The following is a 23,090-nucleotide window of genomic DNA, read 5'->3' as shown; positions in this document are numbered from 1 at the left end:
CAAATCCATCATCCGGAACAGTGATCATGGCCTTCGTGGAACGGGTTTTCTCGGGCGTCCAGCCGACCGGCAACCTGCATCTCGGCAACTATCTCGGCGCGATCGTCAACTTCGTGAAGATGCAGCAGACCCACAACTGCATCTATTGCGTCGTCGACATGCACGCGATCACCATGCCGATCGACGTCTGGGGCGGCCCCGCCGAGCTCGCGCGCAACACCCGCGAGGTCACGGCCGCCTTCATCGCCGCCGGCATCGATCCGAAGAAGCACATCGTGTTCAACCAAAGCCAGGTCTCGGGACACGCCGAGCTGGCCTGGATCTTCAACTGCGTGGCGCGCATCGGCTGGCTGAACCGCATGACGCAGTTCAAGGAGAAGGCCGGCAAGGATCGCGAGAACGCATCGGTCGGCCTGTACGACTATCCGGTGCTGATGGCCGCCGACATCCTGCTGTACCGCGCCACCCATGTTCCGGTCGGCGAGGACCAGAAGCAGCATCTCGAGCTCTCGCGCGACATCGCGCAAAAGTTCAACAATGATTTTGGCGACTCGATCCGCAGCCACGGCTTCGGCGACGGCCTGTTCTTCCCGCTGCCGGAACCCTTCATCACCGGTCCCGCGACGCGCGTGATGTCGCTGCGCGACGGCACCAAGAAGATGTCGAAGTCCGATGCCTCGGACTATTCGCGCATCAACCTCACCGACGATGCCGATACGATCGCGCAGAAGGTCCGCAAGGCCAAGACCGATCCGGAGCCGCTGCCGACCGAGGAAAAGGGGCTGGACGCACGTCCCGAGGCCGATAACCTCGTCGGCATCTACGCCGCGCTGTCGGACCGCAGCAAGGCCGATGTGCTCAGGGATTTCGGCGGCGGCCAGTTCTCCAGCTTCAAGAATGCGCTGGTCGAGCTGTGCGTCACCAAGCTCGGGCCGATCGCCGCCGAGATGAAGCGCCTGACCGCCGATCCCGGCTACGTCGAGTCCGTGCTGGTCGACGGCGCCGACCGCGCCCAGGCCATCGCCGCGGAGACCATGAAGACGGCCAAGGACATCGTCGGCTTCATCCGCAAGCCCTGACCAGAGCGGCACGGCGCGAGCTCCCGAAGTCGGCCTTGCTGCCGCACCACCGGTGTCATTGCAGGCGCCATGGAACCCGCAGCCCTCTCCCCAACGGAGATGGGCTGTGGCAGCATCGCGGCCGGATCGACTCGCAGCAGCAGGCGGGAACGCGATGGCGGCGCAGCGGCAGAGCTACCAGACCGGCCATGCGCCGAAATGCCTGGTCGTGGTCGACGACAGCGAGGAATGGGACCGCGCGGTCCGCTATGCCGGCCGCTGGGCGGTCCGTTCCGGTGGCCGCATCGTCATGCTCCACGTCATCGAAACGGAGGATCAGAACCAGCAATGGCTGGGGGTCGCCGACCTGATGCGGGCGGAGGCGCAGGAGCAAGCGCATGCCGAGCTCGACCAGGCCGCGGCGCTGCTGTCCGCGATCGGCGTGACCGCGCCGGAACGGGTCATCCGCGAGGGTGAGCCGACAGCGCAGATCCTGGAGACGATCGAGCATGACAGCGACATCGCGCTGCTGGTGCTCGCCGCCCATTCGGGCCCCGAGGGGCCGGGACCCCTGGTCACCCATGTCACCAAGACGAGCGGCGCCTTCCCGATCCCGCTGGTGATCGTGCCGGGCGATCTCGGTGACGCCGATCTCGACGCTCTTTCATAGGCTTAGAGCGGAAACGCCGGCCGAGCCCCCTTGATCGTGCGCGCGCTCGCGCCATCTGCTATGAGGACACCACAGGCCGGCCTTGAACCGGCGCTGCCGGAGAAAACCATGTTCATCCAGACCGAAGCCACCCCCAATCCCGCCACCTTGAAGTTCATCCCGGGCCGCGTCGTGCTGCCCGCTGGCACGATGGAATTCAACAGCCGCGACGCCGCCGCGCGCTCGCCGCTGGCCGAGCGCCTGTTCGCCGTCGACGGCGTCACCGGCGTGTTCTACGGCGCCGATTTCATCACCGTCACCAAGAGCGACGGTGAATGGCAGCACCTCAAGCCGGCGATCCTCGGCGCGATCATGGAGCACTACATGTCGGGCGCGACGCTGCTCGCCGACGGCAGCGCCGCCAATGACGAATCCGCCGACGAGGACGACGAGTTCTACGACGAGGCCGACACCGAGACGGTCGGCATGATCAAGGACCTGATCGAGAGCCGCGTCCGCCCGGCCGTGGCCAATGACGGCGGCGACATCACCTTCCGCGGCTTCAAGGACGGCATCGTCTATCTCAACATGAAGGGCGCCTGCTCCGGCTGCCCGTCATCGACCGCGACCCTGCAGCACGGCATCCAGAACCTGCTGAAGCATTTCGTGCCCGAGGTGGTCGAAGTCCGGCCGATGTGACAAGGGGGGCGAGCGAGTAGGGAATAGTGAGTAGCGAGTAGATGCATTCCCTATTCGCTGTTCCCTATTCGCCATTCGCTCTCTACGCCGCCTTGCCGATGGACGCTGCCTCCGCAGCTGCCTGGCGCATGTTCTCCGACATCTCGCTGGTGACGGCGCTCTGCTCGCCGACGGCGCGCGCCGTCGATGAAACGTAGTCATTCACGCTCTCGATCGCGTTCTTGATGGCGCCGAGCGCGCCGACGACGTCGGACGAGATGCCGTTGAGATTGCCGATCTCGCTGCCGATGCGATCGGTGGCCTGCTTGGCCTGCGTGGCCAGGTTCTTCACCTCGCCGGCGACGACGGCAAAGCCGCGCCCCGCCTCGCCGGCACGGGCCGATTCGATCGTCGCATTGAGCGCCAGGAGATTGATCTGGCCGGTGATGCTGCCGATCAGCTCGACGATGCTGCTCATGGCGCCGGCTGCCGAGGACAGGCGCTTGGCCTGCTGGTCCGCGTCTTCGACGCGCGATACCGCCGCCGTCGCCGTCTCCTTCGACTTCGCCATGGCATCGGCGATCTGCTGCACCGAGGAATTGAGCTGCTCGGCGCCGGCGGCGACGTGCTCCATCATGCCGCGCACCTTGTCGCCCTTCATGCGGCTGATCACCTGCGCAGTGACGTCGCTCGCGAATTTCACGATCTTGAACGGCTTGCCGTTGAGATCCTTGATCGGATTGTAGCTCGCCTGAATCCAGACCTGTCGTCCGCCCTTCCCGGCGCGCTCGAACTCGCCCATCTGGAATTCGCCACGGCCGAGCGCGGCCCAGAACTCGCGATACGCGGCGCTGTCGCCCATGCCCGCCGGCATGAACATGCGATGGTGCTGACCCTTGATCTCCGCCAGCGTGTAGCCGAGCGTGGCGAGGAAGTTCTCGTTGGCGTCGAGCACGATGCCGTTCAGGTCGAATTCGATCACCGCCTGGGACTTGCGGATCGCGGCGATCTGGCCGGCGAAATCGGCCGCAGCCAGCTTCTGCTGCGTCACGTCGGAGGCGTATTTGACGACCTTGAACGGCCGCCCCTCGTCATCGAGAATCGGGTTATAGGACGCGAGAATCCAGATCTCCCGGCCGCCCTTGCCGCAACGCTTGAACTCGCCCGAGCGAAATTCGCCGCGACTGAGGCTGGTCCAGAATTCCTTGTAGGCGGCGCTGTCGCGTTCGTCGGGCAGCACGAACATGCTGTGATGCCGGCCCTTGATCTCGGCCAGCGTGTAGCCCATCGCGCTCAGGAACTGATCGTTGGCATCGATGATGGTGCCGTCGAGATTGAACTCGATCACCGCCTGGGCGCGCCCGATCGCCGCGATGTTGCCGGCGTCCTCGATGCTGCGCATCTTCTGCTCGGTGATGTCGGTTGCGAACTTGATGATCTTGACCGGCTTGCCGCCGTCGATCACCGGATTGTAGCTCGCCTGGATCCAGACGGCGCGGTGGCCCTTGCCGAACCGCTTGTACTCCCCCGAACGAAACTTCCCGGCCCGCAGATCGGCCCAGAAGGCGCGGTACTCGGCACTGTCGCGCATCTCGGGCGCAACGAACATCGCGTGGTGGCGGCCCTGGATCTCGCTCAGCGAGTAGCCCATCGCGTCGAGGAAATTCTGGTTGGCGGTGATGATCGTGCCGTCGGTGTTGAACTCGATCACCGCTTGCGAGCGGTTGATCGCCGCGACCTGCGCCATCGCATCGCGCGATGCCGAACTGCCTGACCAGAATGACATGGAAATTCCTCTTCTCGGGACGGGGGCGGCCATCCGCCAACGGGCGGCGCGTCATCTCTCCCCCGAACGTGCCGAGCGGATAATTCCCACAGGCGCGGAAAGATTTGCTTAAATGGCATATAGTTCAGTAACTTAGCGTATCAGTAGTTGCGCCTTGATGCGTTTTTCCCGATGAGGATGTAAGAAGGCGTCAACTAACTTTATCACGGTACCACAATAGGTATTTGCGCTCTCTTCAATGCGAACCCGACCGGATGTTGATCCTCGCCATCGATACTGCCCTCGACCATTGCGCCGCTGCCGTGCTGGATACTGATTCGGCCTTGATGCGCGCGCAGGAGACACTCCCGATGAAGCGCGGCCACGCGGAGGCCCTGATGCCGCTGCTCGCGCGCGTGATGCAGCAATCCGGCGTCGGTTTCGCCGATCTCGACCGCATCGCGGTGACGACCGGCCCCGGGAGCTTCACGGGGTTGAGGGTCGGGCTCTCCGCCGCCCGCGGCATCGGATTGGCCGCCCACAAGCCGGTCGTCGGCGTGACCACGTTGTCCGCCTACGCGGCGCCGATCGTCAGCGAGGACCGCGCCAACCCGGTGATCTCGGCGATCGATGCCCGGCACGACCATGTCTACTACCAAGTCGTGAGCGGCAACGGCGAGGAGCTGGTCGCGCCCCAGGTGGCTGCGCTGGACGACGTTCTGGCGGTCGCGCGGCTCGGCGCCCCACACCTCGTCGGCAACGCCGCGGCGCTGCTGGCCGAGCGGTGGCCGAAGGAATCAGCCGCGCCAGTTGCGGTCGAGTCGCAAGACGGACCCGACATCGGCTGGGTCGCCTGGCTCGGCGCGGCCGCCGACCCAGTGCACGCGCCGGCGCGGCCATTCTATCTGCGCGCACCCGACGTCAAGCCGCCCGCCGGCGCAACGCGTCAACCGGTGCAGACGGCCATCTCGTCATGAACATGTTCTTCCGCTGGCTCGGCAGCCCCAAACCGTTGATCGAAGCGGCCTCGCTGCGCGACGCCGCCAGACTCGCCCAGATCCACGCCGCCTCGTTTCACCGCGGCTGGGGCGAAGGCGAGTTCGAGGCGATGCTGGCCGAGCGCAACACCATGATCCATCGGCTGCGGCTCGGGCGGAAGCTCATAGGCTTCATCGTCTCGCGGATCGGCGCGGACGAAGCGGAAATATTGTCAGTTGCACTTGACCCAAATCAGCGCGGCCGCGGATTTTCTCGTGATCTGTTGCTGCAGCATCTCGGGCACCTCGCGGGGCGCGGGGTCCGGACGGTCTTTCTCGAAGTGGAGGAAAACAACCAGCCGGCCCGCCGACTCTATGAACGCGCCGGATTTGCGACCGTGGGCCGTCGGGAACGCTATTACCTTCAGCCCGGCGGGGAACAGTTGAATGCGCTTCTGATGCGCCGGGACTTGTCGTAACCTGCGCTTGGTGGCAGAAAGCGCATCCTTGAGGCGAGACACGATGACCTCCTCCTTGAAAACTACGCCAGCGCTCAATTCCACCGGAATCGAGGCCCGCTGTGCCGCCACCGGCATGCGCATGACCGAGCAGCGCCGGGTCATTGCCCGCGTGCTCGCGGAAGCCTGCGACCATCCCGACGTCGAGGAGTTGTACCGGCGCTGCGTCGCCGTCGACGACAAGATCTCGATCTCCACGGTCTATCGCACCGTGAAGCTGTTCGAGGATGCCGGCATCATCGAGCGCCACGATTTCCGCGAGGGCCGCGCCCGCTACGAGCAGATGCGCGACAGCCATCATGATCATCTGATCAATCTGCGCGACGGCAAGGTGATCGAGTTCACCTCCGAGGAGATCGAGAAGCTGCAGGCCGAGATCGCCCGCAAGCTCGGCTACAAGCTGGTCGACCACCGGCTGGAGCTGTATTGCGTGCCGCTCGACGAAGAGACGAATGGCTGACGTAGCGCCGGCTTCGAACTTCGATCTCGTCATTTTCGATTGCGATGGCGTGCTGGTCGACAGTGAGGTGATCTCCTGTCAGACGCACGCCGACGTGCTCAGCCTGTGCGGCTATCCGATCACGACCGAGCAGGTGTTCGCGCGGTTCCTGGGCCGGTCGCTGAAACAGGCGAAGCTCGAGGTCGAGGCCGAACTCGGCCGCAGCCTGCCCGACGATTTCAACCCGAAACTGCAGGATCGCCTGTTCCGCGCCTTCGAGCAGGACCTCGCGGCCATCGACGGGATCATGGAGGCGCTCGACACCATCGACGTGCCGGTGTGCGTCGCCTCCTCCGGATCGCACCAGCGCATGCGCGTCAGCCTCGGCGCCACCCGGCTCTACGATCGCCTCGCCCCGCACATCTTCTCATCCTCCCAGGTCGAGAACGGCAAGCCCGCGCCCGATCTGTTCCTGTTCGCGGCAGCGCAGATGAAGGCGCGTCCCGCGGCCTGCGTGGTGGTCGAGGACAGCACGGCCGGTATCCGGGGCGGTGTCGCCGCCGGCATGACGGTGCTTGGGTTTCACGGCGGCAGCCACTGCTGGCCCGGGCACGCCGACGACCTGCGCGCCGCCGGCGCCACCCTGGTTTTCGACGACATGCGGCAGTTGCCGGCGATTCTGAGCCGGCTGGCCGAGAAAAAGCCCGCGATCGCTGGATTTCCGGCCCCCTAGCCTATATCTGAGCGCGGCGCCAATTGGGCGCGCCTCCGACTGCATGCAAGGGTTCATGACGCCGCCGCGCAAGCTGCACATCAAGTCCTATGGCTGCCAGATGAATGTCTACGATGCCCAGCGCATGGTGGACACGCTGGGGCCTGAGGGCTTCGTCGAGACCGCCGAGGCCAGCGACGCCGATCTCGTGATCCTCAACACCTGTCACATCCGCGAGAAGGCCTCCGAGAAGGTCTATTCGGAGCTCGGGCGGCTGCGGGTCGCCAAGGAGGACGCCGCGCGGGCCGGCCGGACGATGCAGATCGCCGTGGCCGGCTGCGTGGCGCAGGCGGAAGGCCAGGAGATCATCACCCGCGCCCCCACCGTCGACGTCGTGGTCGGGCCGCAGAGCTACCACCATCTGCCGCAGCTCCTGGCCCAGGCCCGCCGCGGCGAGCGGGCGATCGAGACCGAATTCCCGGCCGACGACAAGTTCGGCTTCCTGGCGAAGCCCAGCCGCGAGGCCATCCGCGCCCGCGGCGTCTCGGCCTTCGTCACCGTGCAGGAAGGCTGCGACAAGTTCTGCACCTTCTGCGTGGTGCCATATACACGCGGCAGCGAGATGTCGCGCGCGGTGGCGCGCATCGTCGACGACGTGGCGCAGCTCGCCGACAACGGCGTTCGCGAGATCACTTTGATCGGCCAGAACGTCAACGCCTATCACGGCGAAGGCCCCGACGGCCGGCCCTGGACGCTGGGTCGGCTGCTCTACAGGATTGCCGAGATTCCGGGCGTGGCGCGGATCCGCTACTCGACCAGCCATCCTAACGACGTCGACGACAGCCTTATCGCGGCGCATCGCGATCTCGCAGCGGTGATGCCGTTCGTGCATCTGCCGGTTCAGTCGGGATCCGACCGCATCCTGAGCGCCATGAACCGCAAACACACGGCGACCGATTATCGCAAAGTCGTCGACCGTTTCCGCGCCGTCCGTGACGACATTGCATTCTCTTCGGATTTCATCGTCGGGTTCCCGGGCGAGACCGAGGAAGATTTTCGCGCCACCCTCGCCCTGATCGACCAAATCGGCTACGCTGCGGCCTATTCGTTCAAGTATTCGCCGCGTCCGGGAACTCCGGCAGCGGACATGCCGGAGATGGTGTCAGCGACCGAGATGGACGAGCGATTGGAGCGCCTCCAGAGCTTGATCGACAGCCAGCAAGCAGCCTTCAACAAGGCCGCGATCGGCCAGGTCGTCGACGTGCTGTTCGAGCGGCCAGCGCGCAGGCCCGGGCAGCTCGTCGGACGGACCGCGTATCTGCAGCCGGCTCACGTCATGGCGTCCGACGACATCATCGGCCAGGTTCTGCCGGTGCGGATCGACAGTCTCGAACGCTACAGCCTGCTCGGCGAGCTCGTCACGGCCGCGCCGGCAGTGATCTCCCCCACGCCCCTCGTGTCCATCGGAGGCTGAGCACTTGCCCAAGAGCGCATCGGATTCGTCTTCCCTCGCTCCCAGCCGCAAGTACGACCGCGACATGTCCATGGCCCCCGAGACCCAGGTCGTCATCGATTTCGACGACAACCGCGCCGCATCCGCCCTGGTCGGCCCCTACGGCCAGAACCTGGCGCTGGTCGAACGACGCCTCGGCGTCGTCGTCGATTCCCGCGGCAACCACATCACCATCGGCGGCACCCGCGACGGCTGCGATGCCGCGCGGCGCGTGCTGGAATCGCTCTATGCGCAGGCCGTCAAGGGCCAGGATCTGGCGCAGGGCGACGTCGAGGGCGCGATCCGCGCCGTGGTCGCGCAGGGCTCGCTGTTCGAGTTCGACGCCAAGAACGCCAAGAACGCGTTCGAGAGCATCAACCTGCGCAAGCGTCCGGTGCGCGCCCGCACCGCCGCGCAGGATTCCTATATCCGCGCGCTGAAGCGCCACGAGCTGGTGTTCGGCATCGGTCCGGCCGGCACCGGCAAGACCTGGCTCGCGGTCGCGCATGCAGCGCAGCTGTTCGAGCGGAAGGAAGTCGACCGCATCATCCTCTCACGCCCGGCTGTCGAAGCCGGCGAGCGGCTCGGCTTCCTGCCTGGTGACCTCCGCGAGAAGGTCGATCCCTATCTGCGCCCGATCTACGACGCGCTGTACGATCTGATGGATGCGCGCATCGTCGAGCGTGCGCTGCAGGCCGGCGAGATCGAGATCGCGCCGCTCGCCTTCATGCGCGGGCGCACCTTGACCAATGCCGCGATCATTCTCGACGAGGCGCAGAACACGACATCGATGCAGATGAAGATGTTTCTCACGCGCCTGGGCGAGAACAGCCGCATGATCATCACCGGCGATCCCTCGCAGGTCGATCTGCCGAACGGCCAGACGTCGGGCCTCGCCGAGGCCGCGCGGCTGCTCGACGGCGTCGACGGGATCGCGCAGGTCAGGTTCACCGGCGAGGACGTCATTCGCCACGAATTGGTGGCGCGTATCGTCGCCGCCTATGAGAGCCCAAAGGCGCGCTGACCCCGAGAGCAAGCTCGCCGATCGGCGCGTGATCCAAGCGCCATCCGCACAGAACGACCAGGATGCCACAAAGTCCCATTCCAACCACCGAGGTGATCGTCGCCGCCGACTGCTGGCAGGACCAGCCCGACGCCGAGGACGTCATACATCGCGCCATCGTCGCCGCCGCCGAGACGGTCGACGCGGACGTCGGCGACGCCGAGATCGCGGTGATGCTGACGGACGACGACGGCATCCGCACCCTGAACAGCAATTGGCGCGGCATCGACAAGCCGACCAACGTGCTGTCGTTTCCGGCGCTGCAGCCGACCGGCCCGCGTGGCGACGACGACGCGCCGCGCATGCTGGGCGACATTGCCATCGCCTACGAGACGCTGCGGCGCGAAGCCGACGAGGAGCAGAAGCCGTTCGACCAGCACCTCAGCCATCTCGCGGTGCACGGCTTCCTGCACCTGATCGGCTACGATCACGAGACCGACGACGAGGCCGAGGAGATGGAGGCGCTCGAGCGCGAGATCCTGGCCCATCTCGGCATCCCCGATCCCTATGCCGACCGGGAGCGGACGAATTGATCATGGCCGACTCCGAACCCATTCACGACAATCCGCGCAACACGCGCAATCTTCCGGCCGTGGTGCCGGCATCCGAGCTCGGCCGCTCGCCGAGCGAGAACTGGCTTTTTCGCGCGCTGCGCAATCTGTTCGGATGGAAGGGCGGCGGATCGGTGCGCGACGACCTGCAGGTCGTGCTCGACGCCTCGACACCCGACGACATCGGCTTCTCCGCGGTCGAGCGCACGCTCCTGCGCAACATCCTCGATCTGCACGAGCGGCGGATCGCCGACGTGATGGTACATCGCGCCGACATCGTCGCGGTCAGGCGCGACATCACGCTCGGCGAGCTGATGAGCCTGTTCGAGAGTGCCTCGCATTCACGGCTCGTGGTCTACAACGACACGCTCGACGATCCCGAGGGCATGGTCCACATCCGCGACCTGCTCGCCTTCACCACCGCACAGGCGCGCGTCTCGGACGAGGTCAAGGCGCGGCGCAAGAAGCCGCTGCCGGCCGGGCTCGACCTGAAGGCAGTCGACCTCTCGATGCCGCTGTTCGAGGCCAACATCATCCGCAAGCTGCTCTATGTGCCGCCATCGATGCGCGCGATCGATCTGCTGGCGCAGATGCAGGCCTCGCGCATCCATCTGGCGCTGGTGGTCGACGAATATGGCGGCACCGACGGACTGGTCTCGATCGAGGACATCGTCGAGCAGATCGTCGGCGAGATCGACGACGAGCACGACAGCGACGAGCCGCCGGCGATCGTGCGGCAGGCCGACAACGCCTTCATCGCGGACGCCCGCGCCAGCCTCGACGACGTCCGCCGGGTGATCGGCGAGGAGTTCGTGACGGGCGAGGCCGGCGAGGGCGTGGAGACGCTCGGCGGCTATCTCGTCAACCATGTCGGCCGGCTGCCGGTGCGCGGCGAACTGATCTCCGGCCCCGGCAATTTCGAGGTCGAGGTGCTCGATGCCGATCCGCGCCGGGTCAAGCGGCTGCGCATCGCGCCGCGCAAGGAACGCCCCACGCCCCGCCCGCCGCGCGAAAGCCGGCGTCGAGACGTTGCGCCGGAAGTGACCCCGCCGGACACGGACGTCCCGGCCGAGCCGCCGCCGGCAGAGGCCGGCCCTGCGCCGGTCCATGATGATAGCAGCCCGCCACGGGGCGACGGAGCCAGCTCACAGTGATCCGCCCATCGATGATTCGCGGCCTCGCCATCGGCGTTGTCCTGGCCTGGGGCTGGAAGCGTGCGGCGATCGCGCTCGCCGCCGGCGCGCTCTCCTCGCTGGCAATGGCCCCGTTCAACGCCTGGCCGGTGCTCGCGATCACCTTCCCTGTTCTGGTCTGGCTGATCGACGGCGCCGCGGCGGGACGGCGGCGCGGCATCCCGGCTGCCGCGTTCACCGGCTTCTGCTTCGGCATGGGCTATTTCGTGCCCGGCCTGTACTGGATCGGCAACGCGTTCCTGGTCGATGCCGACACCTTCGCCTGGCTGATGCCGTTCGCCGTGCTGGGCCTGCCGGCCTATCTCGCGCTGTTTCCGGCTCTGGGCTTCGCGTTGGCCCGGCTGATCTGGACGCGTGATGCAACCCGCATCCTGGCGCTCGCCGTCTGCCTGACCGCGAGCGAATGGCTGCGCGGCCACGCGCTGACCGGCTTCCCCTGGGACACGTTCGGCTATGCCCTGTCGCGGCCGCTGGCGCTGGCGCAGGCCACCTCGCTGATCGGGATCTGGGGCATGACGCTCCTGACGATCGCGATCTTCGCCAGCCCCGCAGTGCTGATCGACGGCAAGACCTGGCGTGAGCGCTGGCGGGCGCCGGCCGCGGCCGCCGCCCTGCTCGTGATGATGGGCGTGTTCGGCGTCATCCGGCTCGGGCTGCATCCGACCGCCTTCGTCGCCGACCTCAAGCTGCGGATCATGCAGCCGAACCTGCAACAGGACGTGAAGTTCAACTACGGCGCCAAGGCCGACGTCATGCGCCGCTATCTGGCGCTGTCGGACCGCGCCTCCGGCCCGAACGCCACCGGTGTCCGGGACGCCAACGTCCTGATCTGGCCGGAATCGGCGTTCCCGTTCTTCCTGACCCGCGAGGCGGACGCGATGGGCCAGATCGCCGACCTGCTGTCACCGGGCACTGTGCTGATCACCGGTTCGGTCCGCGCCCCTGACGCGCCTCGCAACACCCCCATCACCCGGGCCTACAATTCGATCTACGTGATCGATCACGACGGCACCGTGCTGTCGGTCTACGACAAGCTCCATCTGGTCCCATTCGGCGAGTTCCTGCCGTTCCAGACTCTGCTGGAGCGGATCGGGCTCGAGCAGCTCACGCGGGTGCAGGGCGGCTTCATCCCCGGCACGGTGCGACGCAACCTGGACGTGCCACACGCCCCACGTGTGCTTCCTTTGATCTGCTACGAGGCGATCTTTCCGAGCGACAGCGTGCCGAGCGAAGAACGACCGGGCTGGATCGTCAACCTGACGAACGATGGCTGGTTCGGCATATCGACCGGTCCTCATCAGCATCTGCAGCAGGCGCAGTGGCGCGCGATCGAGCAAGGACTTCCATTAGTTCGATCTGCGAACACCGGCATCTCCGCAGTGATCGATCCCGTCGGCCGTATCGTTAAGCAATTGCCTCTCGGCGCAGAGGGCGTGCTGGATTCCGCGCTGCCTGTTGCGTTGCAGCCGACCGTCTATGCAAGGCTCGGCGACATTCCGGTTGCGATCCTGTTAGTGATCGCCCTGAGCACCGTCGTTCGCAGACGTGTTGCTCAAAAGCTTCCCTGACGACAGCAAGATCTCGATTCTTTCCGGGTCCGTAAGATTTTTTTTGACAAGCAAAACCCCAAGTGTTGACAGATAGCTGCTGCAATTCGCATTCTCGCGCGGCAGCATGAGCCGTCCAGTTCGTTGCTCGGCCGTCTTCGTTAGTACGACATGCGAACAGAAATTGACGGTGTGAGCGCCTGAGGCATACTGCGACCGCCTCGTTCCGAGGCCCATTCTAAGGAGTTGAGAGATGTCGACGAAAGCGCCCAACCCTGTTGACAAGCATGTCGGCAGCCGGGTGCGGATGCGCCGTATCATGTTGGGCATGAGCCAGGAAAAACTTGGTGAGGCTCTCGGACTCACGTTCCAGCAGATACAGAAGTACGAAAAAGGCACCAATCGAGTCGGCGCCAGCCGGATTCAGCAGATATCGGAGGTTCTGCAGGTCCCGGTCTCCTTCCTGTTCGAAGGGGTCCCGAGTGGCGGGACCAACGGTGAAGCTTTCGGCGAAGGCGCTTCGCCCGCCTATGTGTCTGATTTCCTGGCGACCTCCGAAGGACTGGCGTTGACCCGCGCATTCACGCGGATCCACGATTCGAAGCTTCGTCGCAGCATCGTCGACCTGGTCGAGCAGATCGCTGATCGCGAAGCTCCGGAAGAAGGCTAGCTGATGCGCCGGCGCTGACATTCCTATCGTGATCACTCTCATAGGAATGTCAGCGCCCTCGGGGGGCCATCAGCGGGGCACGTTTGCGGACGACGCGCTGGGCACGCTTCATTCCGCAGACGAATGAACCGATAGACAGGTTGGATCACGACCAATAGAGCGCGATGGCTCCCCTTCGGGAAAGGCTATCGCGCTCTAAATCTTTTTATGCACATGTGGCCTGGAACTCCGGCGTCCCGGCCGCCAACCCGCCCCGCGACGCGCCAGCGCGCCCAACCGCCTGCTACCACTTCGTAACCATCGAGAACGATTTACAAAGCTCATGACAACCAGCAGCAGCAGCCCGTTCGATAGTCGCACAATTCTCGAAGGCATCCGCCAATGGGTCGAGATCGAGACCCCGACCGAGGCGCCTGATCAGGTCAACAAGCTGGCTTCCCTTGTCGCGGATGGTTATCGGGGGCTCGATGCCACGATCGAACGGATCGCCGGACGCGACGGCTGCGGCGACCACCTCGTCGCACGGTCGTCGTGGGGACAGGACGAGCCTGGCATCCTGGTCCTGAGCCATCTCGACACGGTGCATCCGATCGGGTTCATCGCGCGGCTGCCGTTCTCGGTCGACGGCGACGTCGCGTACGGTCCGGGGATCTACGACATGAAGGGCGGCGCGTATCTCGCCTTCCACGCCTTTCGTCAACTCTGCGCAGGCGGTCAAAAATCGCCGCTCGGCATTACTCATTTGTTCGTCTCGGATGAAGAGATCGGCAGCCCGACCTCGCGCGCGCTGATCGAGGAGGAAGGCCGCAAGGCCAAATACGTCCTCGTCACCGAGCCCGCGCGTGACGGCGGCAAGATCGTGACCGGACGCAAGGGCGTGGCGCGGTTCGACGTGACGATCCGCGGCGTGCCCGCGCATGCCGGCGCGCGTCCACAGGATGGACGCAGTGCGATCCGCGAACTCGCCAACGTCATTCACGCCCTCGAGGCGCTCAACGACCCCGCCCGCGGCATCACCGTGAATGTCGGCGTCGTGCGCGGCGGAACACGTCCGAACGTGATCGCCGAGGAAGCTTATGCCGAGGTCGACGCACGGCTGCCGACGCCTGCCGATGCCGAGGAAATCCTGCCCAAGATCCTGGGGCTGACCTCGCGCAGCGATGGCGTCACGGTCGAAGTGAGCGGCGAGGTGAACCGGCCGCCTTACGTCAAGGGCAACGCCGGCGCCGCCCTGTTCGAGCATGCGAAATCGCTCGCCGACGAAATCGGCTTCGAGCTGATCGACACCTATACCGGCGGCGGTTCCGACGGCAATTTCACCGCACCGTTCACGGCGACGCTCGATGGGCTCGGCGTCGATGGCAAGGGCGCGCATACGCATTACGAGCAGATGTACATCTCCTCGATCGAGCCGCGGACAAGGCTGCTCTACCGCCTCTATGAAACGCTGCGATGAGCACCGCAATCAACATGCCCGTCGACGACGACAATCACACCGACACCGCGGCCCTGCATGGTCAGGGCTCGTTCTTCGGCCGGCGCAAGGGCCACAAGCTGCGGGCGCATCAGGCCGACCTGGTCGGCAACCTGCTGCCGCATCTCGCGCTCGATCTCGCCGCTCCCGCGGATGCCGTGCTGCCCACGCTGTACGATCCGCCGGTCGACGCGCTGCGGCTGGAGATCGGGTTTGGCGGCGGCGAGCATCTTGCCGCCGAAGCAAAGGCGTTTCCGACCACCGGCTTCATCGGCTGTGAGCCCTATGTCAACGGCATGGCCAAGATCCTGTCGGCGATCGAGGCCGACAACATCGGCAATATCAGGCTGCTGGCCGGCGACGCCGCCGAACTGCTGGCCTGGCTGCCGCCGCAGTCGCTGCAGCGGATCGACCTGATCCATCCCGATCCCTGGCCGAAGCGGCGGCACTGGAAGCGGCGTTTCGTGCAGGATGCGACGATCGCCGCGATGGCGCGCGTCCTGAGGCCCGGCGGCGAGTTCCGCTTCGTCAGCGACATCGCCGACTATTGCGCCTGGACGCTGTGGCATCTGCTCCGGTCGCCCGAGTTCGCCTGGACGGCCGAGCGCGCCGACGACTGGCGTCTGCCCTGGCCGGGCTACACCATGACGCGCTACGGACGGAAGGCGACGCGCGAAGGCCGCGTCGCCAACTACCTGATCTTCCGCCGGCGCTGACCACTGCGCCGTGGGCGTCATTCAATGCCGTGTCTTCCAGAACGCGACGACCCGCTCGGCGGTCGATGGCAGCAGGCGCGCGTAGTTGACCCTGATCGCATCGATGTCGCGCTGCGCCGGCACGCGTTTCGGTCCGAGGCGCAGCAGGATCAGTGCGTGCACGGTGCGCCAATCGAGCCCGATCATACGCCCCAGGATCAGAAGCGGATCGTGACGATCGCCCGACATGAGCCGGTCGAGCGTCGCGATCTTCAATCCCGTCATTGCGGCGAGCGCCGCGATGACCTCCTCGTATTTGTGCTCGGATGCGAAGCCGAACAGCGCCGACTGGTCCAAGGCACCGGCTTCATACAGCGACAGGATGGTCCGCTGCGCCGGCACGAAATCGCGCGTGCTGTCTGTTGCCTGTGCCGCATCGGCGAGCTCGGCGAGGGCCTGCTTGATCCTCGCCTGCTTGTCCGGCGGCACCACATCGAACAGCCGCCGCCTGACGACATCGAGCGCACCGGCCAGCAATTGTCGCAGATGATCGTCGGAAACATCGTCGCGCCGGCCGACCGTGAGCGTCAACACGCCGTCTGAACTCGCGCGGTGGATCAGCGCGGCATAGCCGCGCGGGGAAAACGCGGCGCCATCATTGGCAGCGGTCCGCCGCACCACGTCGCGATCACCACGGCGCACCAGCACATCGGTCATATCGGCCGACAGGCGCGTCCGCTCTGCCATCGCGAGCAGATGTCCCTGGCTCTTGTCGCGCGCAATGGCGATGAGCACGGGATCGTCGAGCACGAGCGAACGCCGCAACAGCGGACCCGCCACCTCAACCTCGTCGTCGTGCGCCAGCCGGCTGACGACGGCACGGGGCGCCCTGAGGAGCCGCGACAACCGCTCCGCCAGATCGATCCGCGTGGGCAAATCCGCGAAAGGGACCAGATCGATCAGGAGACCGTCGAACAGATTGATGTGCTCGGGACGCAGCTTCGTCGCATCCTCGAAGAACAGGTCGGCGATGCGGCGCGTGGCCTCGAGGCCGCGTTCAGCATTGCCCTGCCTGACGATCCGGCCGAGGCCGGGGATCAGCGCGGTTGCCGGGGTCATGACGTCTACTCGATACGCAACACGACACGTTTCCGTGCGCTCCGCTCCGTGCGGCACGACTACGGAGGCAAAAAGCGCGAACTCAGCTCATTTTTAAGCGATCTTGGTGAATGAAGGGTTAGACCCCGCGGCATTCGGCCGTTCCCGGTCGGGGAAAACGATCCGATCCGCACTCCTGGCGCGGAGCAGATTCCCAGTTCCAGGCGCCGTTTGAGCCGACACGACCCTTGCCGTCAGGCGGCAAAGCGGCTATATGAGCGCCATCAAACATCATCTCATATACGATCGCGTAGTGAGGGTGGGCCCTTCCGGACCCGCTCTTTTTTGTTACCTGGATCGCTCCGCCACGGGCGGGATCGGTCCGGTGAGCGCGATCGAACAGGCCCGACGGCCCAACCAAGCAAGACACGCGATCGACGCCTCTATGACGGAACCTACGTTCGCAACCGCTGACACCGACCTCCTGACCGAGCCCCGTCTCGTCGTCGAGCCGGGCGTCGCGGCGCGCGTCGCGGCGGTGGCTGACCCCGTGCTGCAGGGAATGGGGTACCGTCTGGTGCGGATCCGCATCTCCGGCGAGGCCGGCTGCACCGTCCAGGTGATGGCCGAGCGCCCCGACGGCACGATGCAGATCGAGGATTGCGAGGCCGTGTCGCGGGCGCTGTCGCCGGTGCTGGATATCGCCGACCCGATCGACCGTGCCTACCGGCTGGAGATCTCCTCGCCGGGCATCGACCGGCCGCTGGTCCGCCGCTCCGATTTCGAGCGCCATGTCGGGCATCTCGTGAAGATCGAGATGGCGGTGGCGCATCAGAACCGCAAACGCTTCCGCGGCATCATCAAGGGGGTCGAAGGTGACGGCGTCCGCATCACCCGCGACGACGTCGCCAAGGACCAGGATGCCGATGTCGTGCTGCCGATGACCGACATCGGCGACGCCAAGATGGTGCTGACCGACGAGCTGATCGCCGAATCCATGCGCCGCGGCAAGGCCGCCGAGCGTGAGAAGAAGCGCGAGCTTGGCATCGCACCGCCGCTGGCGCCGCATGCCAAGCCGGCCGCGCAGGCCAAGCCGAAGCCGAAGTTGAAAGACAAGCAGCCGGCCAAGAAGCCGCTGCCGACCAACACCAAGAAACATCGCCTCGCTGCCGACCGCGCGCGCAGGGGCGAGATCGATCCTGATTAGAGGAGACTTGAGCCATGGCCGTCAGCGCCAACCGGTTGGAACTGCTGCAGATCGCCGACGCCGTCGCGCGCGAGAAGTCGATCGACCGCGGCATCGTGATCGCCGCGATGGAAGACGCGATCGCCAAGGCCGCCCGCGCCCGCTACGGCAGCGAGACCGACGTTCATGCCGAGATCGATCCGAAGAAGGGTGAGCTGCGGCTGTCGCGCCACATGCTGGTGGTCGAGAAAGTCGAGAACCCCTCCAACCAGATCTCGCTGGATGATGCGCGCCGTGCCAACCCGGGCGCGCAGATCGGCGACACCATCGCCGACACGCTGCCGCCGCTGGAATATGGCCGCATCGCCGCGCAGTCGGCCAAGCAGGTCATCGTGCAGAAGGTGCGCGAGGCCGAGCGTGACCGGCAGTACCAGGAGTTCAAGGACCGCATCGGCGACATCGTCAACGGCGTCGTCAAGCGCGTCGAATATGGCAGCGTGATCCTCGACCTCGGCCGTGGCGAGGCGATCATCCGCCGCGACGAGATGCTGCCGCGCGAAGTGTTCCGCAACGGCGACCGCGTCCGCGCCTATGTGTTCGACGTGCGCCGCGAGACCCGCGGCCCGCAGATATTCCTGTCGCGCACCCATCCGCAGTTCATGGCCAAGCTGTTCGCGCAGGAGGTGCCGGAAATCTATGACGGCATCGTCGAGATCAAGGCGGTCGCCCGCGATCCCGGCTCGCGCGCCAAGATCGGCGTCGTGTCGCGCGATTCCTCGGTCGACCCGGTCGGCGCCTGCGTCGGCATGCGCGGCTCGCGCGTGCAGGCCGTGGTGAACGAGCTGCAGGGCGAGAAGATCGACATCATTCCATGGTCGCCCGATATCGCGACCTTCGTGGTCAACGCGCTGGCGCCGGCCGAAGTCGCCAAGGTCGTCATCGACGAGGACCGCGAGCGCATCGAGGTCGTGGTGCCCGACACCAACAACCAGCTGTCGCTGGCGATCGGCCGCCGCGGCCAGAACGTCCGCCTGGCTTCGCAGCTGACCGGCTGGGACATCGACATCCTGACCGAGCAGGAGGAATCGGAGCGCCGCCAGGCCGACTTCGAGAATTCCACCCGCGTGTTCATGGAATCGCTGAATGTCGACGAGGTCGTCGGACAGTTGCTGGCGTCCGAGGGCTTCACCTCGGTCGAGGAGCTCGCTTTGGTTGACCTCAAGGATCTCGCCGGCATCGAGGGCTTCGACGAGGAGACCGCGACCGAACTGCAGACCCGCGCCCGCGAATTCCTCGAGCAGCAGGAAGCCGAGCTCGAGGCCAGGCGCAAGGAGCTCGGCGTCGAGGACGCGGTGAAGGACGTGCCCGGCGTCACCACCAAGATGCTGGTCAAGTTCGGCGAGAACGACATCAAGACAGTCGAGGACCTCGCGGGCTGCGCCACCGACGATCTGGTCGGCTGGACCGAGCGCAAGGAGGGGGGCGAAGCCACCAAATTCCCCGGCTTCCTCGATGGTCTCGATGTCTCCCGCGATGACGCCGAAGCCATGGTCATGCAGGCCCGCGTCAAGGCCGGCTGGATCAGTGAGGCTGACCTCGCCAAGGCCGAAGCCGAACCCGAGAATGAGGACGAAACGACCGAAGGACAGCCCGCCTGACCCGTTTGGCTCGCCCCATGGACACCGCAATGACGCCCACCCTGACCCAGCTCGCTTGAGATGAGGAGCCGCATCACCGCATGCTCGCTTTGGCCGACCCCGAGCTCGACAATGGACCGCGGACCGAGAAGTCCGCGACCATGCGCATGTGCGCGGTCAGCCGCGAAGTGCGGCCGATCGGCGAGCTGATCCGCTTCGTCGTCGGACCGTCGGGTGAGGTCGTGCCCGACATCAAGCGCAAGCTGCCGGGGCGGGGCTTGTGGATCACCGCCTCGCGCCAGGCGGTTGCGGAGGCGGTGCGGCGTCACCATTTCAGCCGAGGCTTCAAGACCAACGTCCGCGTCCCGCCTACCCTTCCCGAAGACCTGGAAGCCTTGCTGGCCCGCAGCGCGATCGAAGCGCTGGGGATTGCCGCCAAGGCCGGCGAGGTCGTCTCCGGTTTCTCCAAGGTGGAAGCGGCGCTGTCGCAGCGGCCATCACGGTCGACCTTGGCAGCCCTCGTCCATGCTGCGGACGGTGCAGCCGACGGGATCCGCAAGCTCGACGCGCTGGTGCGGCCGAACGCCGAGGGTCAGGGCCAAGCCCCGACAATTCCGATCATCTGCTGTCTCACTTCGGCAGAATTGGATTTGGCACTTGGGCGCTCAAATGTGATACATGCTGCCGTGCTCGCAGGCCCGGCGAGCAGGACATTCCTGTCGCGCAGCCAGACACTGGTCCGATACCGGTCGGCCGACGCTGACAAGATTGCCGGAACCGCGGCCACGAAATCTGCTTCGACTTCGAAGACATAGCGACGAATACGCGACGATTGCACGAATGGGACGGTGCGGCAGACCCGCACGCAGGTAAACGAGATTAGGACGACTGAATGGCCGACAACAACACTCCGGGCGACAAGAAACTGAGTGTCCCGACCAAGACCTTGACGCTGAAGCCGCGCGTCGAGACTGGCACGGTACGCCAGAGCTTCCCACATGGCCGGAGCAAGCAGGTGGTGGTCGAGAAGCGCGGCACCAAGCGCCGTGTCGGCGATGGGGCGCCCGATGCGCCGCACGCGCCGGAGCCGACCGTCGCCAAGGCGCCGACGCCGCCGCCGACGAGCAACCGCCCGTCCGGGCCGCGGTCATCCGGTCCACAGCGCAGCGGCTCAGGCGTCGTGCTCCGCACCCTGACCGAGGACGAGCGCTCGGCGCGCGCCAGCGCGCTGGCCGACGCCCGCGTGCGCGACATCGAGGAACGCCGCCAGGCCGAAGAGGAAGCCCGCCGCCGCGCCGAGCGCGAAGCCGCCGAACGCGCCGAGCGCGAGGCTGCCGAGGCGCGCCGCAAGGCCGAGGAAGAGCGGCACCGTCACGAAGAGGAAGCCAAGCGCAAGGCCGAGCTCGAGGCCAAGAAGCGGTTCGGTGAAGGCGAGGCGCCCCGTCCGGCGACATCCGCGCCGCAGCCCGCCGCGACCGCACCGGCCCGCTCGACGCCCGCCCCCGGCAGGCCCGTCGGCGCACCGGGCAGCCGGCCGCAGCAGATTGGTGGTCCGAGCTCGCGGCCCGGCGGCGCTCAGCCAGCGGGCGGCCGCCCGGCCGGCGCCCGTCCTGCCGCAGGCGGCCCGCTCGGCCGCGCGCCGGCGGCGGTTGCCGCCGGTCCCGACGAGGATGAGGGTCCGCGCCAGATCCGCAGGGGGCCCGGCGGAGCCGCGCGTCCCGCGCCGCCGCCGAAGACCACGCACAAGCCGGGTCCGCAGAAGCAGCGCGGCCGCCTGACGGTGGTCACGGCGCTCACGGCCGACGATGTGCGCGAGCGCTCGATCGCGTCGTTCCGCCGCCGCACGCAGCGCCTGAAGGGCCATGCCGCCAACGAGCAGAAGGAGAAGCTCGTCCGCGAGGTGACGATTCCGGAAGCCATCACCATCCAGGAGCTGGCGAACCGCATGTCGGAGCGCGCGGTCGACGTGATCCGTCTGCTGATGCGCCAGGGCGCGATGCACAAGATCACCGACGTGATCGATGCCGACACCGCGCAGCTGATCGCGGAAGAACTCGGCCACACGGTCAAGCGCGTCGCCGCCTCGGACGTGGAAGAGGGCCTGTTCGACGTCGTCGACGATTCGACCGACACCGAGCCGCGCTCGCCGGTCGTCACCGTCATGGGCCATGTCGACCACGGCAAGACCTCGCTGCTCGACGCGCTGCGCCACGCCAACGTGGTGTCTGGCGAAGCCGGCGGCATCACCCAGCACATCGGCGCCTATCAGGTGACCGCGCCGGATAGCGGCAAGAAGATCACCTTCATCGACACGCCCGGCCACGCCGCGTTCACCGCGATGCGCGCCCGCGGCGCCAAGGTCACCGACATCGTCGTGCTGGTGGTCGCGGCCGATGACGGCGTCATGCCGCAGACGATCGAGGCCATCAACCACGCCAAGGCGGCGAAGGTGCCGATGATCGTGGCGATCAACAAGATCGACAAGCCCGACGCCCGTCCCGAGCGCGTCCGCACCGAGCTGCTCCAGCACGAGGTGCAGGTCGAATCGCTGGGCGGCGAGGTCGTCGACGTCGAGGTGTCCGCCAAGAACAAGACCAATCTCGATCGTCTGCTCGAGATGATCGCGCTGCAGGCCGACATCCTCGACCTCAAGACCAATTCGGATCGCCCGGCCGAGGGCACCGTGATCGAAGCCAAGCTCGATCGCGGCCGCGGCCCGGTCGCCACCGTGCTGGTTCAGCGCGGCACCTTGCGGGTCGGCGACATCATCGTCGCCGGCGCCGAGATGGGCCGCGTCCGCGCGCTGATCTCGGACCAGGGCGAGACGTTGCAGGAGGCAGGCCCGTCGGTGCCGGTCGAGGTGCTCGGCTTCAACGGTCCGCCGGAAGCTGGCGATCGTCTCGCCGTCGTCGAGAACGAAGCCCGTGCCCGCCAGGTCACCAGCTACCGCGCGCACCAGAAGCGCGAGAACGCGGCAGCCTCGATCTCCGGCATGCGCGGTTCGCTCGAACAGATGATGTCGCAATTGAAGACCGTGGGCCGCAAGGAATTCCCGCTGATCATCAAGGCCGACGTGCAGGGCTCGCTGGAAGCCATTCTCGGCTCGCTGGAGAAGCTCGGCACCGAGGAGGTCGCCGCCCGCATCCTGCATGCCGGCGTCGGCGGCATCAGCGAGTCCGACGTCACGCTGGCCGAAGGCTTCAACGCCGCGATCATCGGCTTCTCGGTGCGAGCCAACAAGGAAGCGGCCGCGCTCGCCAAGCGCAACGGCATCGAGATCCGCTACTACAACATCATCTACGACCTCGTGGATGACGTGAAGAAGGCGATGAGCGGTCTCCTGGCCCCCACGCTTCGGGAAACCATGCTCGGCAATGCGCAGATCCTCGAGGTGTTCAACATCTCCAAGGTCGGCAAGGTCGCCGGCTGCCGCGTCACCGACGGCACTGTCGAACGCGGCGCCAATGTCCGCCTGATCCGCGACAACGTCGTGGTTCACGAGGGCAAGCTGTCGACGCTGAAGCGTTTCAAGGACGAAGTGAAGGAAGTGCAGGCCGGCCAGGAATGCGGCATGGCCTTCGAGAGCTACGGCGACATGCGTGTCGGCGACGTCATCGAATGTTATCGCGTGGAGACCATCCAGCGCTCGCTGTAAGTCCGAATCCTACAGAGCGCTGCAATTCGAGTG

21 protein-coding genes are annotated in these 23,090 nt (G+C 66.2%); 19 read left to right on the top strand and 2 right to left on the bottom strand.

Annotation, left to right across the window (positions count from 1 at the left end; translation table 11 throughout):
- Window positions 1–26 precede the first annotated feature (26 nt).
- The 3 genes from trpS to QX010_RS09515 all read left to right on the top strand — a co-directional run bounded on the left by trpS (window position 27) and on the right by QX010_RS09515 (window position 2,406).
- A complete protein-coding gene (gene trpS / locus QX010_RS09525) occupies window positions 27–1,079 on the top strand; it encodes a tryptophan--tRNA ligase (protein ID WP_315803916.1) in 1,053 nt (350 codons plus the stop codon).
- A gap of 154 nt (window positions 1,080–1,233) precedes the next feature.
- Entirely contained in the window at window positions 1,234–1,728 is a 495-nt protein-coding gene (locus QX010_RS09520) for a universal stress protein (RefSeq protein ID WP_315716941.1), read from the top strand.
- A 108-nt stretch (window positions 1,729–1,836) separates the two neighbouring features.
- Complete coding sequence (locus tag QX010_RS09515; protein ID WP_316179056.1) at window positions 1,837–2,406, top strand: NifU family protein; 570 nt, start codon at window positions 1,837–1,839, stop codon at window positions 2,404–2,406.
- Between the two features lie 82 nt (window positions 2,407–2,488).
- Here the strand turns inward: QX010_RS09515 and QX010_RS09510 are convergent, their stop codons facing one another.
- Window positions 2,489–4,171, bottom strand: coding sequence for a PAS domain-containing methyl-accepting chemotaxis protein (locus QX010_RS09510; protein WP_316179055.1), 1,683 nt, complete (start codon window positions 4,169–4,171; stop codon window positions 2,489–2,491).
- Window positions 4,172–4,425: 254 nt separating this feature from the next.
- Here QX010_RS09510 and tsaB point away from each other — a divergent pair, with 254 nt between their 5' ends.
- The 12 genes from tsaB (at window position 4,426) to QX010_RS09450 (ending at window position 15,502) form a co-directional block, all read left to right on the top strand.
- Window positions 4,426–5,127: a tRNA (adenosine(37)-N6)-threonylcarbamoyltransferase complex dimerization subunit type 1 TsaB gene (gene tsaB, locus QX010_RS09505; RefSeq protein ID WP_316179052.1), complete on the top strand. Its 702-nt coding sequence runs from the start codon at window positions 4,426–4,428 to the stop codon at window positions 5,125–5,127.
- Entirely contained in the window at window positions 5,124–5,606 is a 483-nt protein-coding gene (gene rimI, locus QX010_RS09500; protein ID WP_315803920.1) for a ribosomal protein S18-alanine N-acetyltransferase, read from the top strand. The genes tsaB and rimI overlap by 4 nt, the downstream gene beginning before the upstream one ends.
- A gap of 43 nt (window positions 5,607–5,649) precedes the next feature.
- Window positions 5,650–6,105, top strand: a complete 456-nt coding sequence (locus QX010_RS09495; RefSeq protein ID WP_315803921.1) for a Fur family transcriptional regulator — start codon at window positions 5,650–5,652, stop codon at window positions 6,103–6,105.
- Window positions 6,098–6,817, top strand: a complete 720-nt coding sequence (locus QX010_RS09490) for an HAD family hydrolase (protein ID WP_316179049.1) — start codon at window positions 6,098–6,100, stop codon at window positions 6,815–6,817. The genes QX010_RS09495 and QX010_RS09490 overlap by 8 nt, the downstream gene beginning before the upstream one ends.
- A gap of 55 nt (window positions 6,818–6,872) precedes the next feature.
- The gene (gene miaB / locus QX010_RS09485; RefSeq protein WP_315803923.1) at window positions 6,873–8,270 is read left to right on the top strand and encodes a tRNA (N6-isopentenyl adenosine(37)-C2)-methylthiotransferase MiaB; all 1,398 of its coding nucleotides are present in this window, start codon (window positions 6,873–6,875) and stop codon (window positions 8,268–8,270) included.
- A gap of 4 nt (window positions 8,271–8,274) precedes the next feature.
- Window positions 8,275–9,312 (top strand): PhoH family protein, encoded by a 1,038-nt coding sequence (locus tag QX010_RS09480; protein ID WP_410051936.1) that lies wholly within the window; start codon window positions 8,275–8,277, stop codon window positions 9,310–9,312.
- A gap of 62 nt (window positions 9,313–9,374) precedes the next feature.
- On the top strand, window positions 9,375–9,884 hold the full coding sequence (gene ybeY, locus QX010_RS09475; protein ID WP_315803925.1) for an rRNA maturation RNase YbeY: 510 nt from the start codon (window positions 9,375–9,377) through the stop codon (window positions 9,882–9,884).
- Between the two features lie 2 nt (window positions 9,885–9,886).
- Window positions 9,887–11,056, top strand: a complete 1,170-nt coding sequence (locus QX010_RS09470) for a hemolysin family protein (RefSeq protein WP_315803926.1) — start codon at window positions 9,887–9,889, stop codon at window positions 11,054–11,056.
- Window positions 11,057–11,067: 11 nt separating this feature from the next.
- Window positions 11,068–12,663, top strand: a complete 1,596-nt coding sequence (lnt, locus tag QX010_RS09465) for an apolipoprotein N-acyltransferase (protein WP_315803978.1) — start codon at window positions 11,068–11,070, stop codon at window positions 12,661–12,663.
- Between the two features lie 232 nt (window positions 12,664–12,895).
- The gene (locus QX010_RS09460) at window positions 12,896–13,312 is read left to right on the top strand and encodes a helix-turn-helix domain-containing protein (RefSeq protein WP_006615449.1); all 417 of its coding nucleotides are present in this window, start codon (window positions 12,896–12,898) and stop codon (window positions 13,310–13,312) included.
- A 322-nt stretch (window positions 13,313–13,634) separates the two neighbouring features.
- Entirely contained in the window at window positions 13,635–14,768 is a 1,134-nt protein-coding gene (locus QX010_RS09455; protein ID WP_316179044.1) for a M20 family metallopeptidase, read from the top strand.
- Window positions 14,765–15,502: a tRNA (guanine(46)-N(7))-methyltransferase TrmB gene (locus tag QX010_RS09450; protein ID WP_316179043.1), complete on the top strand. Its 738-nt coding sequence runs from the start codon at window positions 14,765–14,767 to the stop codon at window positions 15,500–15,502. Before QX010_RS09455 ends, QX010_RS09450 begins: the two co-directional genes overlap by 4 nt.
- Window positions 15,503–15,523: 21 nt before the next feature.
- On the opposite strand, the gene QX010_RS09445 is transcribed toward QX010_RS09450, so the two are convergent.
- A complete protein-coding gene (locus tag QX010_RS09445) occupies window positions 15,524–16,600 on the bottom strand; it encodes a DUF2336 domain-containing protein (RefSeq protein WP_316179041.1) in 1,077 nt (358 codons plus the stop codon).
- Between the two features lie 424 nt (window positions 16,601–17,024).
- On the opposite strand from QX010_RS09445, the gene rimP reads away from it, so the two are divergent.
- The 4 genes from rimP (at window position 17,025) to infB (ending at window position 23,057) form a co-directional block, all read left to right on the top strand.
- Window positions 17,025–17,786 carry a ribosome maturation factor RimP gene (gene rimP, locus QX010_RS09440; RefSeq protein ID WP_316179039.1) on the top strand — a complete coding sequence of 254 codons (762 nt, stop codon included), beginning with the start codon at window positions 17,025–17,027 and terminating at the stop codon, window positions 17,784–17,786.
- Between the two features lie 14 nt (window positions 17,787–17,800).
- Window positions 17,801–19,423 (top strand): transcription termination factor NusA, encoded by a 1,623-nt coding sequence (gene nusA / locus QX010_RS09435; protein WP_316179038.1) that lies wholly within the window; start codon window positions 17,801–17,803, stop codon window positions 19,421–19,423.
- An 80-nt stretch (window positions 19,424–19,503) separates the two neighbouring features.
- The gene (locus QX010_RS09430; RefSeq protein WP_316179036.1) at window positions 19,504–20,217 is read left to right on the top strand and encodes an RNA-binding protein; all 714 of its coding nucleotides are present in this window, start codon (window positions 19,504–19,506) and stop codon (window positions 20,215–20,217) included.
- Between the two features lie 77 nt (window positions 20,218–20,294).
- On the top strand, window positions 20,295–23,057 hold the full coding sequence (infB, locus tag QX010_RS09425) for a translation initiation factor IF-2 (protein ID WP_316179035.1): 2,763 nt from the start codon (window positions 20,295–20,297) through the stop codon (window positions 23,055–23,057).
- Window positions 23,058–23,090: the final 33 nt, after the last annotated feature.

This window comes from Bradyrhizobium sp. SZCCHNRI1009 (assembly GCF_032487575.1).
GTDB lineage: Bacteria > Pseudomonadota > Alphaproteobacteria > Rhizobiales > Xanthobacteraceae > Bradyrhizobium.
This window is presented reverse-complemented; position numbering and strand designations above follow the sequence as displayed.